This window comes from Ruegeria sp. CH2 (assembly GCF_056537065.1).
Map to the genome: position 1 here is coordinate 130,181 of NZ_JBQFQV010000010.1, position 14,740 is coordinate 144,920.

At 56.1% G+C, this 14,740-nt stretch carries 13 protein-coding genes; 12 read left to right on the top strand and 1 reads right to left on the bottom strand.

Annotated elements, in window-relative coordinates; all coding sequences use genetic code 11:
* Positions 1-168 precede the first annotated feature (168 nt).
* From ACR0M9_RS14490 to pdeM, 12 genes are all read left to right on the top strand, one after another.
* Positions 169-1,542 (top strand): type II and III secretion system protein family protein, encoded by a 1,374-nt coding sequence (locus tag ACR0M9_RS14490; protein ID WP_480773931.1) that lies wholly within the window; start codon positions 169-171, stop codon positions 1,540-1,542.
* A gap of 17 nt (positions 1,543-1,559) precedes the next feature.
* Positions 1,560-2,183, top strand: coding sequence for an OmpA family protein (locus tag ACR0M9_RS14495; RefSeq protein WP_480484368.1), 624 nt, complete (start codon positions 1,560-1,562; stop codon positions 2,181-2,183).
* Positions 2,184-2,404: 221 nt separating this feature from the next.
* On the top strand, positions 2,405-3,640 hold the full coding sequence (locus ACR0M9_RS14500; RefSeq protein WP_480773932.1) for a CpaE/TadZ family protein: 1,236 nt from the start codon (positions 2,405-2,407) through the stop codon (positions 3,638-3,640).
* A 23-nt stretch (positions 3,641-3,663) separates the two neighbouring features.
* Complete coding sequence (locus ACR0M9_RS14505; protein ID WP_267363024.1) at positions 3,664-5,109, top strand: TadA family conjugal transfer-associated ATPase; 1,446 nt, start codon at positions 3,664-3,666, stop codon at positions 5,107-5,109.
* A gap of 11 nt (positions 5,110-5,120) precedes the next feature.
* Complete coding sequence (locus tag ACR0M9_RS14510) at positions 5,121-6,089, top strand: type II secretion system F family protein (protein WP_267363023.1); 969 nt, start codon at positions 5,121-5,123, stop codon at positions 6,087-6,089.
* A gap of 10 nt (positions 6,090-6,099) precedes the next feature.
* A complete protein-coding gene (locus ACR0M9_RS14515) occupies positions 6,100-7,080 on the top strand; it encodes a type II secretion system F family protein (protein WP_480604995.1) in 981 nt (326 codons plus the stop codon).
* Between the two features lie 9 nt (positions 7,081-7,089).
* Entirely contained in the window at positions 7,090-7,674 is a 585-nt protein-coding gene (locus ACR0M9_RS14520; RefSeq protein WP_480586136.1) for a tetratricopeptide repeat protein, read from the top strand.
* A gap of 30 nt (positions 7,675-7,704) precedes the next feature.
* On the top strand, positions 7,705-8,556 hold the full coding sequence (locus ACR0M9_RS14525; RefSeq protein ID WP_480773933.1) for a tetratricopeptide repeat protein: 852 nt from the start codon (positions 7,705-7,707) through the stop codon (positions 8,554-8,556).
* 3 nt (positions 8,557-8,559) lie between these two features.
* Positions 8,560-9,105: a prepilin peptidase gene (locus ACR0M9_RS14530; protein WP_480473718.1), complete on the top strand. Its 546-nt coding sequence runs from the start codon at positions 8,560-8,562 to the stop codon at positions 9,103-9,105.
* A 117-nt stretch (positions 9,106-9,222) separates the two neighbouring features.
* The gene (locus ACR0M9_RS14535; protein WP_480473719.1) at positions 9,223-10,530 is read left to right on the top strand and encodes an ATPase; all 1,308 of its coding nucleotides are present in this window, start codon (positions 9,223-9,225) and stop codon (positions 10,528-10,530) included.
* Positions 10,531-10,570: 40 nt separating this feature from the next.
* Positions 10,571-12,982 (top strand): ligase-associated DNA damage response DEXH box helicase, encoded by a 2,412-nt coding sequence (locus ACR0M9_RS14540; RefSeq protein WP_480773934.1) that lies wholly within the window; start codon positions 10,571-10,573, stop codon positions 12,980-12,982.
* Between the two features lie 40 nt (positions 12,983-13,022).
* Positions 13,023-13,685 carry a ligase-associated DNA damage response endonuclease PdeM gene (gene pdeM / locus ACR0M9_RS14545; protein WP_480773935.1) on the top strand — a complete coding sequence of 221 codons (663 nt, stop codon included), beginning with the start codon at positions 13,023-13,025 and terminating at the stop codon, positions 13,683-13,685.
* Positions 13,686-13,687: 2 nt separating this feature from the next.
* Here the strand turns inward: pdeM and ACR0M9_RS14550 are convergent, their stop codons facing one another.
* Complete coding sequence (locus ACR0M9_RS14550) at positions 13,688-14,239, bottom strand: LytTR family DNA-binding domain-containing protein (protein WP_480488517.1); 552 nt, start codon at positions 14,237-14,239, stop codon at positions 13,688-13,690.
* Between the last annotated feature and the right edge of the window lie 501 nt (positions 14,240-14,740).

Genomic DNA, 14,740 nt, shown 5'->3' on the forward strand with positions numbered 1-14,740 from the left:
GGAGCCGCATCTCAGATGCGGCTCTTTTCTTGTTGTTGTTGCCAATTCTCCACATAAGGAAAATTCCAGAAACCATTGATTATTGCAATAAATTCGGATTTCGCGCAGTCTCTTAGCACATAGGGCATAAGACCCAAAAAACGAGGCGTGATCGGAGAGGCAGGTCACATGACAATACGTTCCTGGATCAGCGCAACCCTGCTGGGGTTGTCGCTTGTTATGAGCCCGGTCGGCGATGCCGCCTGGGCTGAAACCCTTCGCGTGGTGAAAAAGGGCACAGTGGAAACGCTGGAAGTTCCGATGAATCGCGCGATTGTTGTGGAAAGCGAACAACCGTTTGCAGAGCTCAGCATTGCCAACGCAGGCATTGCGGATATCTCTTCGCTTTCGGATCGCACAATCTATGTTTTGGGCAAGGCCCCTGGCCTGACCACGCTAACACTGTTTGATGGCGCAGGAAATCTGCTTGCCAACGTACGTGTCCGGGTCTCGCCCGATGTAACCGAATTTAAAGAGCGTCTGCGTCAGATCCTGCCAAGTGAGCAGATTGAAGTGCGCACCGCCAATGATGGCATCGTACTGTCCGGCACGGTTTCAAGCGCCGCCAAACTGGCCCGCGCACTTGAATTGGCTGAACGCTACGCGCCCGAACGTGTATCGAACCTGATGTCTGTAGGTGGCGTGCAGCAAGTGATGCTGAAAGTACGCTTTGCCGAGATGAATCGCTCAGTCGCAAAAGAGCTTTCTTCAACACTTTCAGTTGCGGGCACTGATTTTGTCGGTGGCTTCAATCCGCAGAACCTTGTTCCCCCTGTCACCGTGCAAAATGGTACGTTGTTGTTTGGCTTCGGGGTCGGATCAGCTCAGGTCAACTTGCTGCTGCAAGCCCTCGAGTCGAAGGGCCTTGTTCGCAACCTTGCCGAACCAAACCTTTCGGCCCTGTCCGGACAGGAAGCAACGTTCCTGGCTGGCGGTGAGGTTCCGATTCCGGTGCCGCAAGACGACGGTGTCGTGGCAATCGAGTACAAACCCTTCGGTGTGAATATGAACTTCATCCCGCGGGTTGTGGACGGCGACCTGATCAATCTGGAAATGGGCACCTCGGTTTCGAGCATCGACACCAGCACGAACTTCACGATCAATGGAGACACCGTTCCCAGCTTTATCGTGCGGGAAGCCAAGACCACTATAGAGTTGCGCGACGGGGAAAGCTTTGCCATCGCAGGGCTGCTTCAGGACAACTTTGTTGACCAGGTCAACCAAGTGCCGTGGCTGGGAGATGTCCCGGTTCTGGGCGCCTTGTTCCGCAGCGCTGACTATCAGCGCGAACAAAGTGAACTTGTCATCATCATAACGGCGCATCTGGTGACGCCGACGCGTGGCGAGGCGCTAGCCCTTCCCACCGATCGTGTCAAACCACCCAGCGAATTTGACCTGTTCGCGAATGGTCGGGTTGCTCGCACACAGCGTCCCGGAGCCGGCGGAGCATCCGAAGTTGCCAAACAGAATTTTGGCAGCTCGTACGGCTACGTCCTAGATTGATCAGGAGGATAGGACCAATGCAGAAGTGGATCATCACACTGGGTCTTACGGTCGCCGTTGCCGCATGTACGCGCGAGGTCGGATATGAGATCGATGCCGGAACCTTTGGAAACGCGACATTGAACAATATCCAGGTTCAAAACGGCGAGTTGACCTATGCTCAGATTCTTGGGCGCAGATTTGCCGCGGATGTGCCCAGCCAAGTGAACTTTGCCTTCAACAGTTCGCAACTGGACGCATCAGCGCAAAGCATACTGTTGCAGCAGGCTGACTGGATCAAACAGTTCCCCGAAGCCAGGTTCCGGGTTTACGGACACACAGATGCTGTAGGATCAACCAGTTACAACAAGAGCCTTGGTCTACGCCGCGCACAGGCAGTAGTCGCATTCCTTGAACGGCAAGGAATCTCGCGTTCACGTCTTGAAGCCGTTGTATCCTTTGGAAAAACGCAGCCGTTGATCGCGACACCGAATCGGGATCGCCGCAACCGCCGGACGGTAACGGAAGTTTCTGGCTTTGTTGACCGTCACCCGCAGCTGCTGGACGGCAAATACGCCAACATCATCTATCGCGAATACGTTGAAAGTGCGACGTGGAAGAGCGTGATCGAAGATGTATCAACAACAGATACGGCCAACTAGTGCCGCTGGCATTGGTGGATAATACAAGCAGAATGGGCGACATCGTCGCCCATTTCCCTACAATTGGTTCTTTTGCGCCCAATTCTTGCCCAACTTCAAAGCAACATTGTGAAAAATAGGGTGACCTGCGGCCAAATTTGACCGTATTGGGGCGACAGCACATCAATCTGGCGGAATTCGTTCATATGACATGCTGAGCCCTCACGACGAGGATAGTGTTTATGACCAGCGCAACGCCGCAAGACGAAAATTCTGCAATCCTGGCCTGCACCATAAGCCGGGATGTCCAGAATTTCGACCTTCTGATTGAAGACATGGAAACCATTCTGGGCGAGCGCTGGGGCGACCTGGGCTTTGCCGAAGCGCTGGCCTTTTTCAGCCAGCCAGAAGCCGAAGCACTTGAATTCGTTGCATTGGCAATCGACGGGGAAGATGAAGACAACCTGTCATTGATGGGTGAAATCATCACGCGGGCCAAGGAAAAGAAGATCAAGGTCGTCTTGATCGCAGAGGACGTCACACCTGCTTCGCTCCACCAATTGCTGCGCAAGGGTGCGGACGAGTTTGTCCCCTACCCGCTTCCGGAAGGTGAATTGCAGGAAGCGGTAGAACGCATGAAGCAGCCCGATCCGGTTGTCATGGCGCAAGCCGCAGCTGTTCCATTGGCAAGTGGCGAATCAAAGGAAGGCGCGTTGTTCGTCGTTCAGGGACTTGCTGGTGGCGTGGGATCCACGACTTTGGCGGTAAACCTGGCCTGGGAACTGGCCTGTGCCTCGGACAAGGATGCCCCGTCTGTCTGTCTGATCGATTTGGATCTGCAATACGGCACGGTTTCAACCTATCTGGACCTGGCACGCCGCGAGACGGTGTTCGAAATGCTGTCGGATACGGATTCGATGGACAGCGAGGTTTTCTCACAAGCTCTTCAAACTTATGAAGAAAAACTGCAGGTCCTGACTGCACCATCCGACATGGTGCCATTGGACCTGATTACCCCCGAAGACATCCAGCGCGTGATTGACGTGGCGCGCACGCATTTCGACTATGTGGTTGTGGATATGCCCAAAACGCTGGTCTTGTGGTCGGAAACGGTCTTGCAGGCGGCGCATGTATATTTTGCAATGATCGAGCTTGATATGCGCTCGGCTCAGAACGCCCTGCGCCTCAAGCGCGCGTTGCAGGCCGAAGAACTGCCCTTCAACAAGCTGCGCTTTGCGCTGAACCGGGCCCCAAAATTCACCGACCTGAATGGAAAAAGCCGCGTGAAACGTATGGGGGAAAGCCTTGGCATCTCTATTGATCTGCTGCTGCCTGATGGGGGCAAACCTGTCATGCAAAGTGGCGACCATGGTTTGCCGCTGGCCAATTCAGCCGCCAAGAACCCGCTTCGCCGGGAAATCGCGAAGCTCGCCAAATCACTTCACAGCCTTGGCAGCAGCAGCGCTGAAGCTGCGTAACATCATCCCAAGGGGGGATCGCCGTGTTTTCAAGATATAAAAAACAGCCAGCAGCGCAGCCCGTCAAAGCGGCAGCGCAGCCGGTCGAAACGGCGGCACCTGCCGCACAAGCTGCCCCCAGCCCCGCTGCAACGGCCGTCGTACGCAAACCTCAGAAAAAAACGGCCGAGGTTGCCGGGGCAGATCGTGATCGAAAACGCAAAGAGCGGCTGAGTGAGATCAAGATCGAACTTCACCGCGAGTTGCTGGAGAACCTGAACCTGGCAGCTTTGGAAACTGCCGCCGAAGCGGAGCTACGAGCCGAAATCAGCGCAATCGCCAGCGAAGTTCTGGAAACCAGGAACATCGTTCTGAATCGCGACGACCGATCGCAGCTGAACAAAGAACTTTATGACGAAGTAACAGGCCTTGGCCCGCTTGAGACGCTTCTGCAGGACGATACGGTCAACGATATTCTGGTCAACGGACCGCATCAGATTTTCGTCGAACGTGCCGGTAAGCTGGAAATCAGCGACATCACCTTCAAGGATGAAAAGCACCTGATGCGGATCATCGATAAGATCGTGTCCGCGGTAGGCCGTCGTGTCGATGAATCCAACCCCTATGTTGACGCCCGACTGGCCGATGGATCGCGATTCAACGCCATGGTGCCCCCTATCGCGGTTGATGGGTCTCTGGTTTCGATTCGTAAATTCAAAAAAGACAAGCTGGGTATCGATGATCTGGTCAATTTTGGTGCGTTCACCGAGGAAATGGCTGCCTATTTGCAAGCTGCCGTGTCGACCCGACTGAACGTTATCGTGTCGGGCGGTACCGGTTCCGGTAAAACGACTACGCTCAACGCTCTGTCCAGCTTTATCGACGATGCCGAACGCATCCTGACCATCGAGGATACAGCGGAACTTCAGCTGCAACAGACGCATGTGGGCCGGATGGAAAGCCGACCGCCCAACGTGGAAGGCAAAGGTGAGGTCAGTCCGCGCGACTGTCTGAAGAACGCCTTGCGTATGCGACCTGACCGCATCATCGTCGGCGAGACACGCGGCGCCGAGGTGATCGATATGTTGCAGGCCATGAACACTGGCCACGACGGTTCGATGACCACGATCCACGCGAACTCGGCCCGGGATGGGATTTCACGTCTGGAAAACATGATCGCGATGGCCGGCATCGAAATGCCCATTAAGGCCGTCCGCAGCCAGATCGCAAGCGCTGTGAACCTGATCGTTCAGGCCAGCCGATTGCAGGACGGTTCGCGCCGCATGACCTCGATCACCGAGATTACCGGTATGGAAGGTGACGTGATTTCAATGCAAGAAATCTTTCGTTTTCAACGTGTTGGCCTGACACCTGACAACAAGATCATCGGTCACTTTACGGCAACTGGTGTGCGCAGCCACTATTCGGAACGCTTCCGTCTGTGGGGGTTTGATCTGCCCGCATCCATCTACGACCCAACCACAATGTAGGAGAACCGGGTATGCAATTGCCTATGGAGGCGATCATCTATGTCGCCATCTTTGTGGGGGTTCTTGCCCTGGTCGAGGGCATCTATCTGGTTGCGTTCGGCAAATCCATCAGCCTGAACAGCCGGGTCAACCGGCGTCTGGACATGCTGGAAAAGGGTGCCGGGCGCGAACAGGTTCTGGAGCAGCTGCGCAAGGAAATGCAGCAGCACATGAAATCACAGAGCATTCCTCTGTATTCGCTGCTTGCTGACAAGGCTCAAAAAGCCGCGATTGCGTTTTCACCCCGTCAGCTGATCATGATCATGGCTCTGGTCTCGGCCATGGCATTTGTCGGTCTGAGCATTGGTACCGCGACGGATACGGCGCTGCGCATCGCGATTTCAATCGCCATCGGTATTGGCGGTGTTTACGCGTGGGTAAACCACAAGGCCAAGAAACGTATGGGCATGATCGAAGAGCAACTGCCTGACGCGGTTGAGCTGATGGTGCGTTCGCTTCGTGTGGGTAATCCTTTCGTTTCGACAATTCAGGTTGTTTCCAACGAAGTTCAGGATCCGCTGGGAACCGAGTTTGGTATTATCGCGGATGAATGCGCCTATGGACGCGATGTGGGCGAGGCGCTCAAAGATATGGCCGAACGTCTGGACATGCAGGATCTTCGGTTCCTCGCGGTTGCTGTGGGTATTCAGCAGCAGTCCGGTGGTAACCTGGCTGAAATTCTGGCTGGATTGGCACAGGTGATCCGCGCGCGGTTCCGCCTGTTCCGGCGCGTCAAGGCGATCACGGCCGAAGCCCAATGGTCAGGTAAGTTCCTGTCTGGCTTCCCAATTGCGTGTCTGATTTTCATCCTGGTCAAGGATCCGGGGTATTATGACGAAGTGTTGGATCACCCCTGGTTCATCCCTGCGTGTTTCGTTGTCGGCATTTTGCTGACACTGAACCTGATCGTCATGAAGATCATCACCAACATCAAGGTCTGAGGGCAGCACAATGGAATTTCTGACCAACATCAATGACCTGCTGACCCAACACCTGGGTGAGTTCGGCCCCCTGATCGTAGTGGGTGTACTTGGCCTGATCATGGTTCTTGTCGCTGTCTCACTGATCATGAGCCAGCCGGAAGATCCTCTGAAAAAGCTTCAGCGGTCGAATGCGGCGCCCCGGGCGACGAAAAAAAGCAAGAAAGAGCAACTGCGTAACTCCAGCCGCAATGAGCAGCTTGAGAAATTCGCGACTTTCCTGGAACCGAAAAACGAAGAAGAGTATTCGGCGGTTGAGCTGAAGCTGCGTCAGGCGGGATACCGGTCAAAAGATGCGGTCCGGTTCTTTCACTTTGCGCAGTTTTCGCTGGGTATCATTGGTATCGTTGTCGGTGTTCTGCTGATTACGGTCCTGTCAAACGGTCAGGAGTTCACCGGCCAGCAGATGATGATCCGGGTATTCGTGCCAGCCGCAATCGGTTATTTCGCGCCGAAATACTGGATCACGCGCCGGGTCGAAGCACGCAAAGAGGCGATTACCGCAGGCTTTCCAGATACGCTTGACCTGATGCTGGTCTGTGTTGAGGCCGGACAATCACTGGACCAGGCCATCGTGCGCGTGTCCGGTGAAATGAAATCCTCCTACCCAGATATTGCACAGGAATTCGAAACCGTCGCACACGAGATGAAAGCCGGTAAGGACAAAGACACTGTTTTGCGCGATTTCGGAGTGCGCTGCGGCGTACAGGACGTGAACTCATTCGTCACCGTGATGATCCAGTCGGCGACTTTCGGTACATCCATTGCCGAGGCATTGCGGGTTTACGCCTCAGAGATGCGTGACAAACGCGTGATGCGCGCCGAAGAGGCTGCGAACAAGTTGCCTACCAAGATGACTCTTGTCACAATGATGCTGACAGTTCCGCCACTGCTGATCATTCTGGTCGGCCCGTCGGCGAATGTCATTTCGACTTTCGGGCGCGCAGGATGATAAAACCCTATGAAAGCTGAATTCTGGTGCTTCCCTTCCGGGTTTCGCCGAATACTTAAGGCCACCGTGGTTTGCACCATGGTGGCTTCTTGCACAGAAGGCCTGTCGCCGAACGGCCTGGATGCGCCGGGAGTTGATCCCAGGGGACAAGCAGAAGACAATATCGAGGTCGGAAACCGGCTGATGGCTGCCGGTGAATACGAACTGGCGCTTGATACTTTTACCCGCGCCGCGCTGGACCAGGGTATGACGACACAGGTCTTGACCTCTCTGGGTACGGCCAATCTTGGGTTGCGGCGTTTAGGGCAGGCCGAGAAATTGCTGCGCCGCGCCGTGGAAGGCGATCCGGATTGGCCTGTTGCATGGAATAATCTGGGTGTTCTACTGATGGAGAAACAGGAGTACCCCGAAGCGGCGCAGGTCTTTCAACGGGCTTACGCGCTGGACAATGGCGAAAGTGACGCAATCCGCGACAATCTGCGCTTAGCACTCGCAAAAATGGAAAATCCTGTTAATAATATCCCGCAAGAACAACAAGAATTTACACTGGAGCAGCTTGGCGACGGGCAATTCGCGCTACGCAAAATCCAGTAATCGAGGCAAGAGCAGTAAAGGACGCAAAAAATGCGCCAGCAATTCTTGATTCCGGCTGTTATTATCAGCGGTCTGATCCTTTCGGCCTGTGCAAAGGAAACCGAAGAGGAAAAGGTGGAACGGACGTTTCAGGAAGTGAACGTCATTGACGAAACCAACCTGAACGATGTGTTGTTGAGTGCCGCCGACCCGAACGAGGCGGTGACCTATTTTCACGGCGCCACACTCAAAAACCCTGATCGCATCGATCTTCAGCGCGGGTTGGCAATATCCCTGGGACGCGCAAAACGCACCACCGAAGCGGCAGCAGCATGGAAGCGCGTGACGACAATGAAGGGTACGAACGCCGCAGACAAGGTCGAGTATGCCGATGCGCTGGTACGAAATGGCGACTGGTCTCAGGCCAAAACCGTTCTGGATTCGGTTCCTCCAACGTTCGAAACCTTCAAACGCTACCGTCTTGAGGCGGTGGTCGCGGATTCCCGGAAAGAGTGGAAGCGGGCTGATCATTTCTATGAAACGGCCGTTGGGCTGACCACCCGCCCGGGCAGCGTGATGAACAATTGGGGGTATTCGAAACTAACCCGTGGCCAGTATGCCGAGGCCGAACGCCTGTTTACCGACGCAGTCCGTCAGGACAGCTCTTTGTTCACTGCCAAGAACAATCTGGTGCTGGCCCGGTCAGCGCAGGGCAACTATAGCCTTCCTGTGGTGCCGATGACCCAGGTTGAACGGGCGCTACTGCTGAATACGATGGGTATTTCCGCAGTCAAACAAGGCGACGTGGAAACCGCGAAAAACCTGTTCCGCGAGGCTATTGCCACTCATCCGCAGCATTTCGATGAAGCGGTTCGCTCGCTTCGTGCGCTTGAAGAGGCCTGACACATGCAAATCCCCGCTGCGGCGGCGGCATGGTTCCTGCCCTTCGTGCTGCCGATCTGCTTTTACGTGGCCTTCACGGATATGCGCGAGATGCGGATCAAAAACCATGCAGTTGTTGCGCTGGCGTTGATTTTTGTCGTGGTCGGGCTGGTTGCCATCCCGCCCTGGTCCACCGGCGCGGTCAGCGGTCATCTGTTGCTGATCAATGTGTCGATGCCGATCTATTTCTGGCACCTTCTGCATATCCCCGTGGTGTTGATTTTCGGCATTCTTCTGAACGCGTCAGGGGCAATGGGCGCGGGCGACGCTAAGTTTCTTGCCGCGTCCGCGCCATTTGTCTGGCTTGGCGATCTAAAGCTGGTGCTGCTTATTCTGACCGCCTGTATTCTGGCCGCCGTGGTCACGCATCGTTTGGCTAAAATCACAAGGTTGCGCACCATTGCGCCACATTGGGAAAGTTGGGATCGGGGCAAACAGTTCCCCATGGGGTTCGCACTGGGTGGCTCGCTGGCCATGTATCTGATTCTGGGTACTGTTCTCGGTTCGTAAACTATCATCAGCGCGCCTTGCCGCTGCCTTTGTCCCGCCACAAAGCTGGGTCATTTTTCCTTCAAGTCGCCCTTATTCGGGCAGTTGGCGTTACAATTTGACGAACGAGCACCGCGCATGAATATGCAGACTTCCTCTGTTATGGCCCCCCCTACCCCGAAGGGGTTAAGCGAAATGAAGCTTCCGCTGGTGATGATGCGGGATATCTTGCTGAAGACCATATTCCGCAAGAACACCAGCACCGTGTCAGAAGTTTCTGCGGCCATATGTCTGCCTGGCGCTGTGACCCAAGAGCTGATCGACATTGCACGCGAGCAGAAGCTGCTTGAGGCAATGGGGACGCTGAACGCCAACAGCGGCAACGAGATGGGATATCAGCTGACTGATGCCGGCAAGGCCCGCGCTCTGGATGCCCTCAGCCAGTCCGAGTATTTCGGTGCGATGCCCGTTCCGCTGGATGTCTATCGCGAGCAAGTCAAACGTCAATCGATCCGCAACATTCAGGTCACGCGCGACCAGTTGACCAACGCCATGGGCCATCTGGTTCTGCCCGACAGCCTGCTGGATCATCTAGGCCCGGCAGTCAGCGCAGGCCGGTCGATCCTGATGTATGGTCCGCCGGGCAACGGTAAATCGTCCATCTCGAACGGCATTCGCGATGCGCTGGGGGACAATGTCTATGTGCCCTACGCCATCGAATATGCGGGGCAGGTGATCACGGTCTACGACCCGATCGTGCACACCGCGATCGAGCAGGAAGCCGACGACCCGAACAGCCTGCGCCGCCGCAAGCGGTTCGACTCACGCTATGTGCAGTGTGAACGCCCGACCGTGGTTACCGGCGGCGAACTGTCGCTTAGTATGCTGGACCTTGTCTACAACCCCACGGCAAGAACCTATCAGGCACCGCTACAGCTGAAATCCACGGGCGGCATCTTTATCGTGGACGACCTTGGCCGTCAGGCCGAACCGCCGCAGGCGCTGGTCAACCGCTGGATTGTTCCACTGGAAGAAAACAAGGATATCCTGGGCCTGCAATCGGGTGAGAAATTCGAAGTTCCTTTTGATACGCTGGTCATCTTCTCGACCAACTTCCACCCGAACGAGATCTTTGACCAGGCAGCCCTGCGCCGGATTTTCTTCAAGATCAAGATCGACGGTCCGAATCAGGAGAACTTCCTGAAGATTTTCGCCATGGTTGCGCGTAAACGCGGGATGCCACTGGATGAGGCGGCGCTGGTGCATCTGCTGAAGGTCAAATACCCGACCATCAACAACATCTACGCCAACTATCAACCGATCTTTCTGATCGACCAGATGATCTCGATCTGCGAGTTCGAAGGCATCCCCTATCAGATGAGCCCCGAACTGATCGACCGGGCCTGGGCCAACATGTTCGTCAAAGACGAAAAAATCGTCAAATAACGCCGTGCCATTACCACTCCGGGGCGGGTAGTCTGCGTTCATGACGCAGATTCCCGCACGGATTGCCACTTGGTTTTCCACCAAAGGCTGGTCCATCCACCCGCATCAGCAAGAGATGTTCGACCGCGCATGCAGCCCGGCGACACTGTTGATTGCGCCCACTGGTGGCGGCAAGACCATGGCCGGATTTCTGCCGTCGCTGGCTGAACTTGCGGATGCTGATCACAATGGATTGCACACAATCTATGTCTCGCCGCTCAAGGCGCTGGCAGCGGATATCAAACGTAACCTGCGCACCCCGGTGGATGAGATCGGTCTGCCTATTCGGATCGAGGATCGCACCGGTGACACCTCGGCCACGCAAAAGAAACGCCAACGGGCCGATCCGCCCCACATCCTGCTGACCACACCGGAAAGTCTGGCGTTGCTGACCTCGTACGAGGATGCGCCGCGTATGTTTGAAGGGGTGCAGCGGATCATCGTTGATGAAATCCACGCACTGGCTGAAAGCAAGCGCGGGGATCAGCTGATGCTGGCGCTGGCACGTCTGCAACGCCTCAATCCCGATCTGCGCCGCGTCGGGCTATCGGCGACGGTGGAAGATCCTGCTGCGATTGCCCGCTTTCTGGCTCGCCATCCTGATCCCTGCCAGATTGTACAGGCCGACCCCGGCCCGGACCCGGATATCCGAATGCTGGAAACGCCACAGATGCCACCCTGGTCTGGTGGTGGCGCGGCTTATGCCATCCCAGCTGTGCTGGAGCAGATCAAGCATCACAAGACCACGTTGATCTTTCACAATACGCGCGCCCAGGCCGAGATATTCTTTCACAATCTTTGGCTGGCCAATGATGACGGTCTGCCCATCGGTATCCATCACGGCAGTCTGGACCGACAACAGCGCGAGCGGGTCGAGGCGGCGATGGTTCGGGGGGTCTTACGCGCCATCGTCTGCACCGGTTCGCTGGATCTGGGCATCGATTGGGGGGATGTCGATCTGGTGATCCAGATCGGCGCGCCAAAGAATGTCAAAAGGCTGGTGCAAAGGATCGGACGGGCCAACCACCGCTATAACGCACCTTCCAAGGCGCTTTTGGTGCCTGCCAATCGCTTTGAAGTGGTCGAATGCGTCGCCGCGCTAGAGGCCGCCAAAGCCCATGAATTGGATGGGGAACCCCGCGGTCGCGGCCCGCGCGATGTTTTGTGCCAGCATATCCTGATTGCCGCCTGCGCCGGGGCGTTTAACGCAGATGATCTGTATGCCGAGATGACATCCGCCGGGCCTTACGCTCTACTGACGCGGGCTGAGTTTGACGCCTGCCTGAATTTCTGCGCCACCGGCGGCTATGCTCTGCAAGCCTATGATCGTTGGCAAAGGCTGCAACACCGCGCCGACGGGCAATGGCAGCTGCGCGACCCGCGCGCCGCATCGCGAATTCGTATGAACCTGGGCACTATTCAGGACACGGATACGCTCAAGGTTCGTCTGAAACGCAACCGGGGCGGCAAACCCTTGGGTGAGGTGGAAGAAGCGTTCGCTGCCTCGCTGACACCCGGCGACACTTTCCTGATCGGCGGGCAAATCGTGCGGTATGAGGGGCTGCGCGAGATGGTGGTCGAAGTCACGCGGCGCGCTGACCGAAAGCCAAAGATTGCGACCTTTTCGGGCACGAAATTCGCAACCTCCACGCAACTCAGCGACCGCATTCTGCGCATGTTTGCCCAAACTGACTGGCCACAGCTTCCCCCTCATACGGCTGAATGGCTGGATTTGCAGCGCCAGATGTCCCGCCTGCCCCAGCGTGATCGTCTGCTGATCGAGAGCTTTCCCAGCGATGGGCGTGAACATCTGTGCGTCTACGGATTCGCTGGGCGCAACGCGCAACAAACACTGGGCCTGCTGCTGACCAAACGGATGGAGGAAACCGGTTTGGCCCCGCTGGGGTTTGTCGCCACGGACTATGCCACGTTGATCTGGGGTCTGGACGCGGTTACCGATCCCCGCCCATTGCTTCAACCCGATGCCCTGCGCGACGGGCTCGACACCTGGCTGGCAGGCAACGCCGTTATGAAGCGCACGTTTCGTGCATCGGCCACCATTGCCGGTCTGATCGAACGCAACATGGCAGGGCAGCGCAAAAGCGGGCGGCAGGCTACGTTTTCGTCGGACATCCTGTATGACATCTTACTTAAATACGATCCCGATCACCTATTGATGCAGATCACCCGCGAAGAAGCCATGCGCGGGCTTGTCGATTTCGGTCGGATCGAAACAATGCTGGCCCGAATTGGCGACAGAATTGATCTGGTGCGGCTCGAGCGTGTCTCGCCCCTGTCAGCGCCTCTGTTTCTGGAGGTTGGCAAAGTGCCGGTGAAAGGCAGTGCCGAAGAAAGGCTTCTGGCGGAGGAAAGCGCACGGCTGCTGCAAGCGGCGGGGTTGGAACAGCTTTGATCTGCTTGCGCCGGGCTCTGAAACAGGTCAAGAACGTATCATGAACGAACTTGAGTTTCCGTTTGCAGGTCAGCGCCTGTGTGCTTTGCCTTCCGGTGCGCTTTGGTGGCCAGACGAGAACCTGCTGTGCGTGTCGGACCTGCATCTGGGCAAATCCGAGCGCGTGGCGCGGCGTGGTGGGCCTTCGCTTCCGCCTTATGACAGCCGTGAAACGCTGGACCGCCTGAAGGATGATCTGGCGCGCACGAACGCCAAAACCGTTGTATGTCTGGGCGACAGCTTCGATGATCTTGAGGCTGCCCGGGCGCTGCCAAAATCAGAAATGCTAAGGATCGCGACCTTACAGTCCGGACGTCAGTGGATCTGGATTGAGGGGAACCACGATCCCGGTCCTATTGAGCTGGGTGGAACCCATCTGTTCGAATGGCACCGTGGTCCGCTTGTTTTCCGTCATATCGCGCAGGATCCCGCGCGAGGCGAAGTTTCCGGCCATTACCATCCAAAAGTCCGGGTCAGGATCAAGGGGCGTCATATTTCACGGCCCGCCTTTCTGCTGAACGATCATCGCCTGATACTTCCGGCGTATGGCACCTTTACCGGGGGACTGCGCAGTTCGGATCATGTGCTGTCGGCACTCATGGGTTCGCAGGCGATGGCGATCCTCACAGGCCCGCTTCCTCACTTGATGCCAATGCCGCGATAGGTTCAGATCAGGCCGGCCTCTTCCAGCATGGGTTTGTATTTCCGGCTGACCGGAACCAGATCGCCATTGACCAGTTTCAGAAAGGTTTTGCTGCCTTCTCTTTCGACACTTGCAATGGATGCGTCGGTGACCCAATGCGAACGGTGCGAACAATGACCCGGGACAGGCTCCATCTCGGCGATTGCATCTGTGAAACGCGACCGAAGCGTGAAGGTGCCTTCTGAGGTGACAACATCTACGTTGTGATCCCGAACAGTCAGGCGATAGATTTTCCCGTTGAACCCGGGTGGCAAGCGTTTGACAAGGCGTGGTTTTTCAGGATCAGACTCAGTACTTGCCGCAGCATTCAGATCGTTGCGCTGAACAAGCATCAAGCCAGTCGCGAACAAAGCGCCATAAACCACAACCCTTTCGGCGTCCGGTGCCATATATCCACCACAGGTGAAAAGAACCCAGGCCAACATCCAAAGTGAGGGCGTGAACAATGCCAGGGTCAAAGTAACAAACGCCAGGTCCCGCGCCGGAACATTCAGGAAAACGGGATTCTTCCGCATCAGCTTTCTGGCAAGCCCGGTCACCATCAAAGCAAGGACCATCACTCCGGCCCAGAATACAAGCCGCAATCCAAATGACAGGTCAGAATCATGGAAGGGTGGAAACGCATATGCAAGTAAAGGAAGAAAGACCAAACCCGCTACGACACGCTGCGGCGAAAATGCCTTCTGGATTATACTTATTTTAGACGTCATACCGCTTTTGTGCATGAATTAGCATAGCTCAACCCGAACGCGTCAGACACAATAGTGTCTTCACCTGTAACCAACTGGGATTACAGGGATATCACGATTCATTCGGCTGTCAAACCCATTCAGGGCGCTTTGCCCATGCAGTCAGGGGGCGGTCAGGGAGCAATTTGGCTGGAACTTTGCCTGCCAAAAAAAGGGGGCCGGTCCGAAGTGTCCGATCCGGCCCCCGCGTATATCACGCGGTCAGGCCTTCTGGTTCTGGGAGTTTGTTTGCGCGGCAGCAGGCGGTGAGGGTGTTGGCCAGCAGGC

Bases quoted from the DNA above. Each gene is read 5' to 3' on its own strand.
- ACR0M9_RS14490 (WP_480773931.1), top strand. From the start codon at position 169: ATGACAATACGTTCCTGGATCAGCGCAACCCTGCTGGGGTTGTCGCTT.
- ACR0M9_RS14495 (WP_480484368.1), top strand. From the start codon at position 1,560: ATGCAGAAGTGGATCATCACACTGGGTCTTACGGTCGCCGTTGCCGCA.
- ACR0M9_RS14500 (WP_480773932.1), top strand. From the start codon at position 2,405: ATGACCAGCGCAACGCCGCAAGACGAAAATTCTGCAATCCTGGCCTGC.
- ACR0M9_RS14510 (WP_267363023.1), top strand. From the start codon at position 5,121: ATGCAATTGCCTATGGAGGCGATCATCTATGTCGCCATCTTTGTGGGG.
- ACR0M9_RS14515 (WP_480604995.1), top strand. From the start codon at position 6,100: ATGGAATTTCTGACCAACATCAATGACCTGCTGACCCAACACCTGGGT.
- ACR0M9_RS14520 (WP_480586136.1), top strand. From the start codon at position 7,090: ATGAAAGCTGAATTCTGGTGCTTCCCTTCCGGGTTTCGCCGAATACTT.
- ACR0M9_RS14525 (WP_480773933.1), top strand. From the start codon at position 7,705: ATGCGCCAGCAATTCTTGATTCCGGCTGTTATTATCAGCGGTCTGATC.
- ACR0M9_RS14530 (WP_480473718.1), top strand. From the start codon at position 8,560: ATGCAAATCCCCGCTGCGGCGGCGGCATGGTTCCTGCCCTTCGTGCTG.
- ACR0M9_RS14535 (WP_480473719.1), top strand. From the start codon at position 9,223: ATGAATATGCAGACTTCCTCTGTTATGGCCCCCCCTACCCCGAAGGGG.
- ACR0M9_RS14540 (WP_480773934.1), top strand. From the start codon at position 10,571: ATGACGCAGATTCCCGCACGGATTGCCACTTGGTTTTCCACCAAAGGC.
- pdeM (WP_480773935.1), top strand. From the start codon at position 13,023: ATGAACGAACTTGAGTTTCCGTTTGCAGGTCAGCGCCTGTGTGCTTTG.
- ACR0M9_RS14550 (WP_480488517.1), bottom strand. From the start codon at position 14,239: ATGCGGAAGAATCCCGTTTTCCTGAATGTTCCGGCGCGGGACCTGGCG.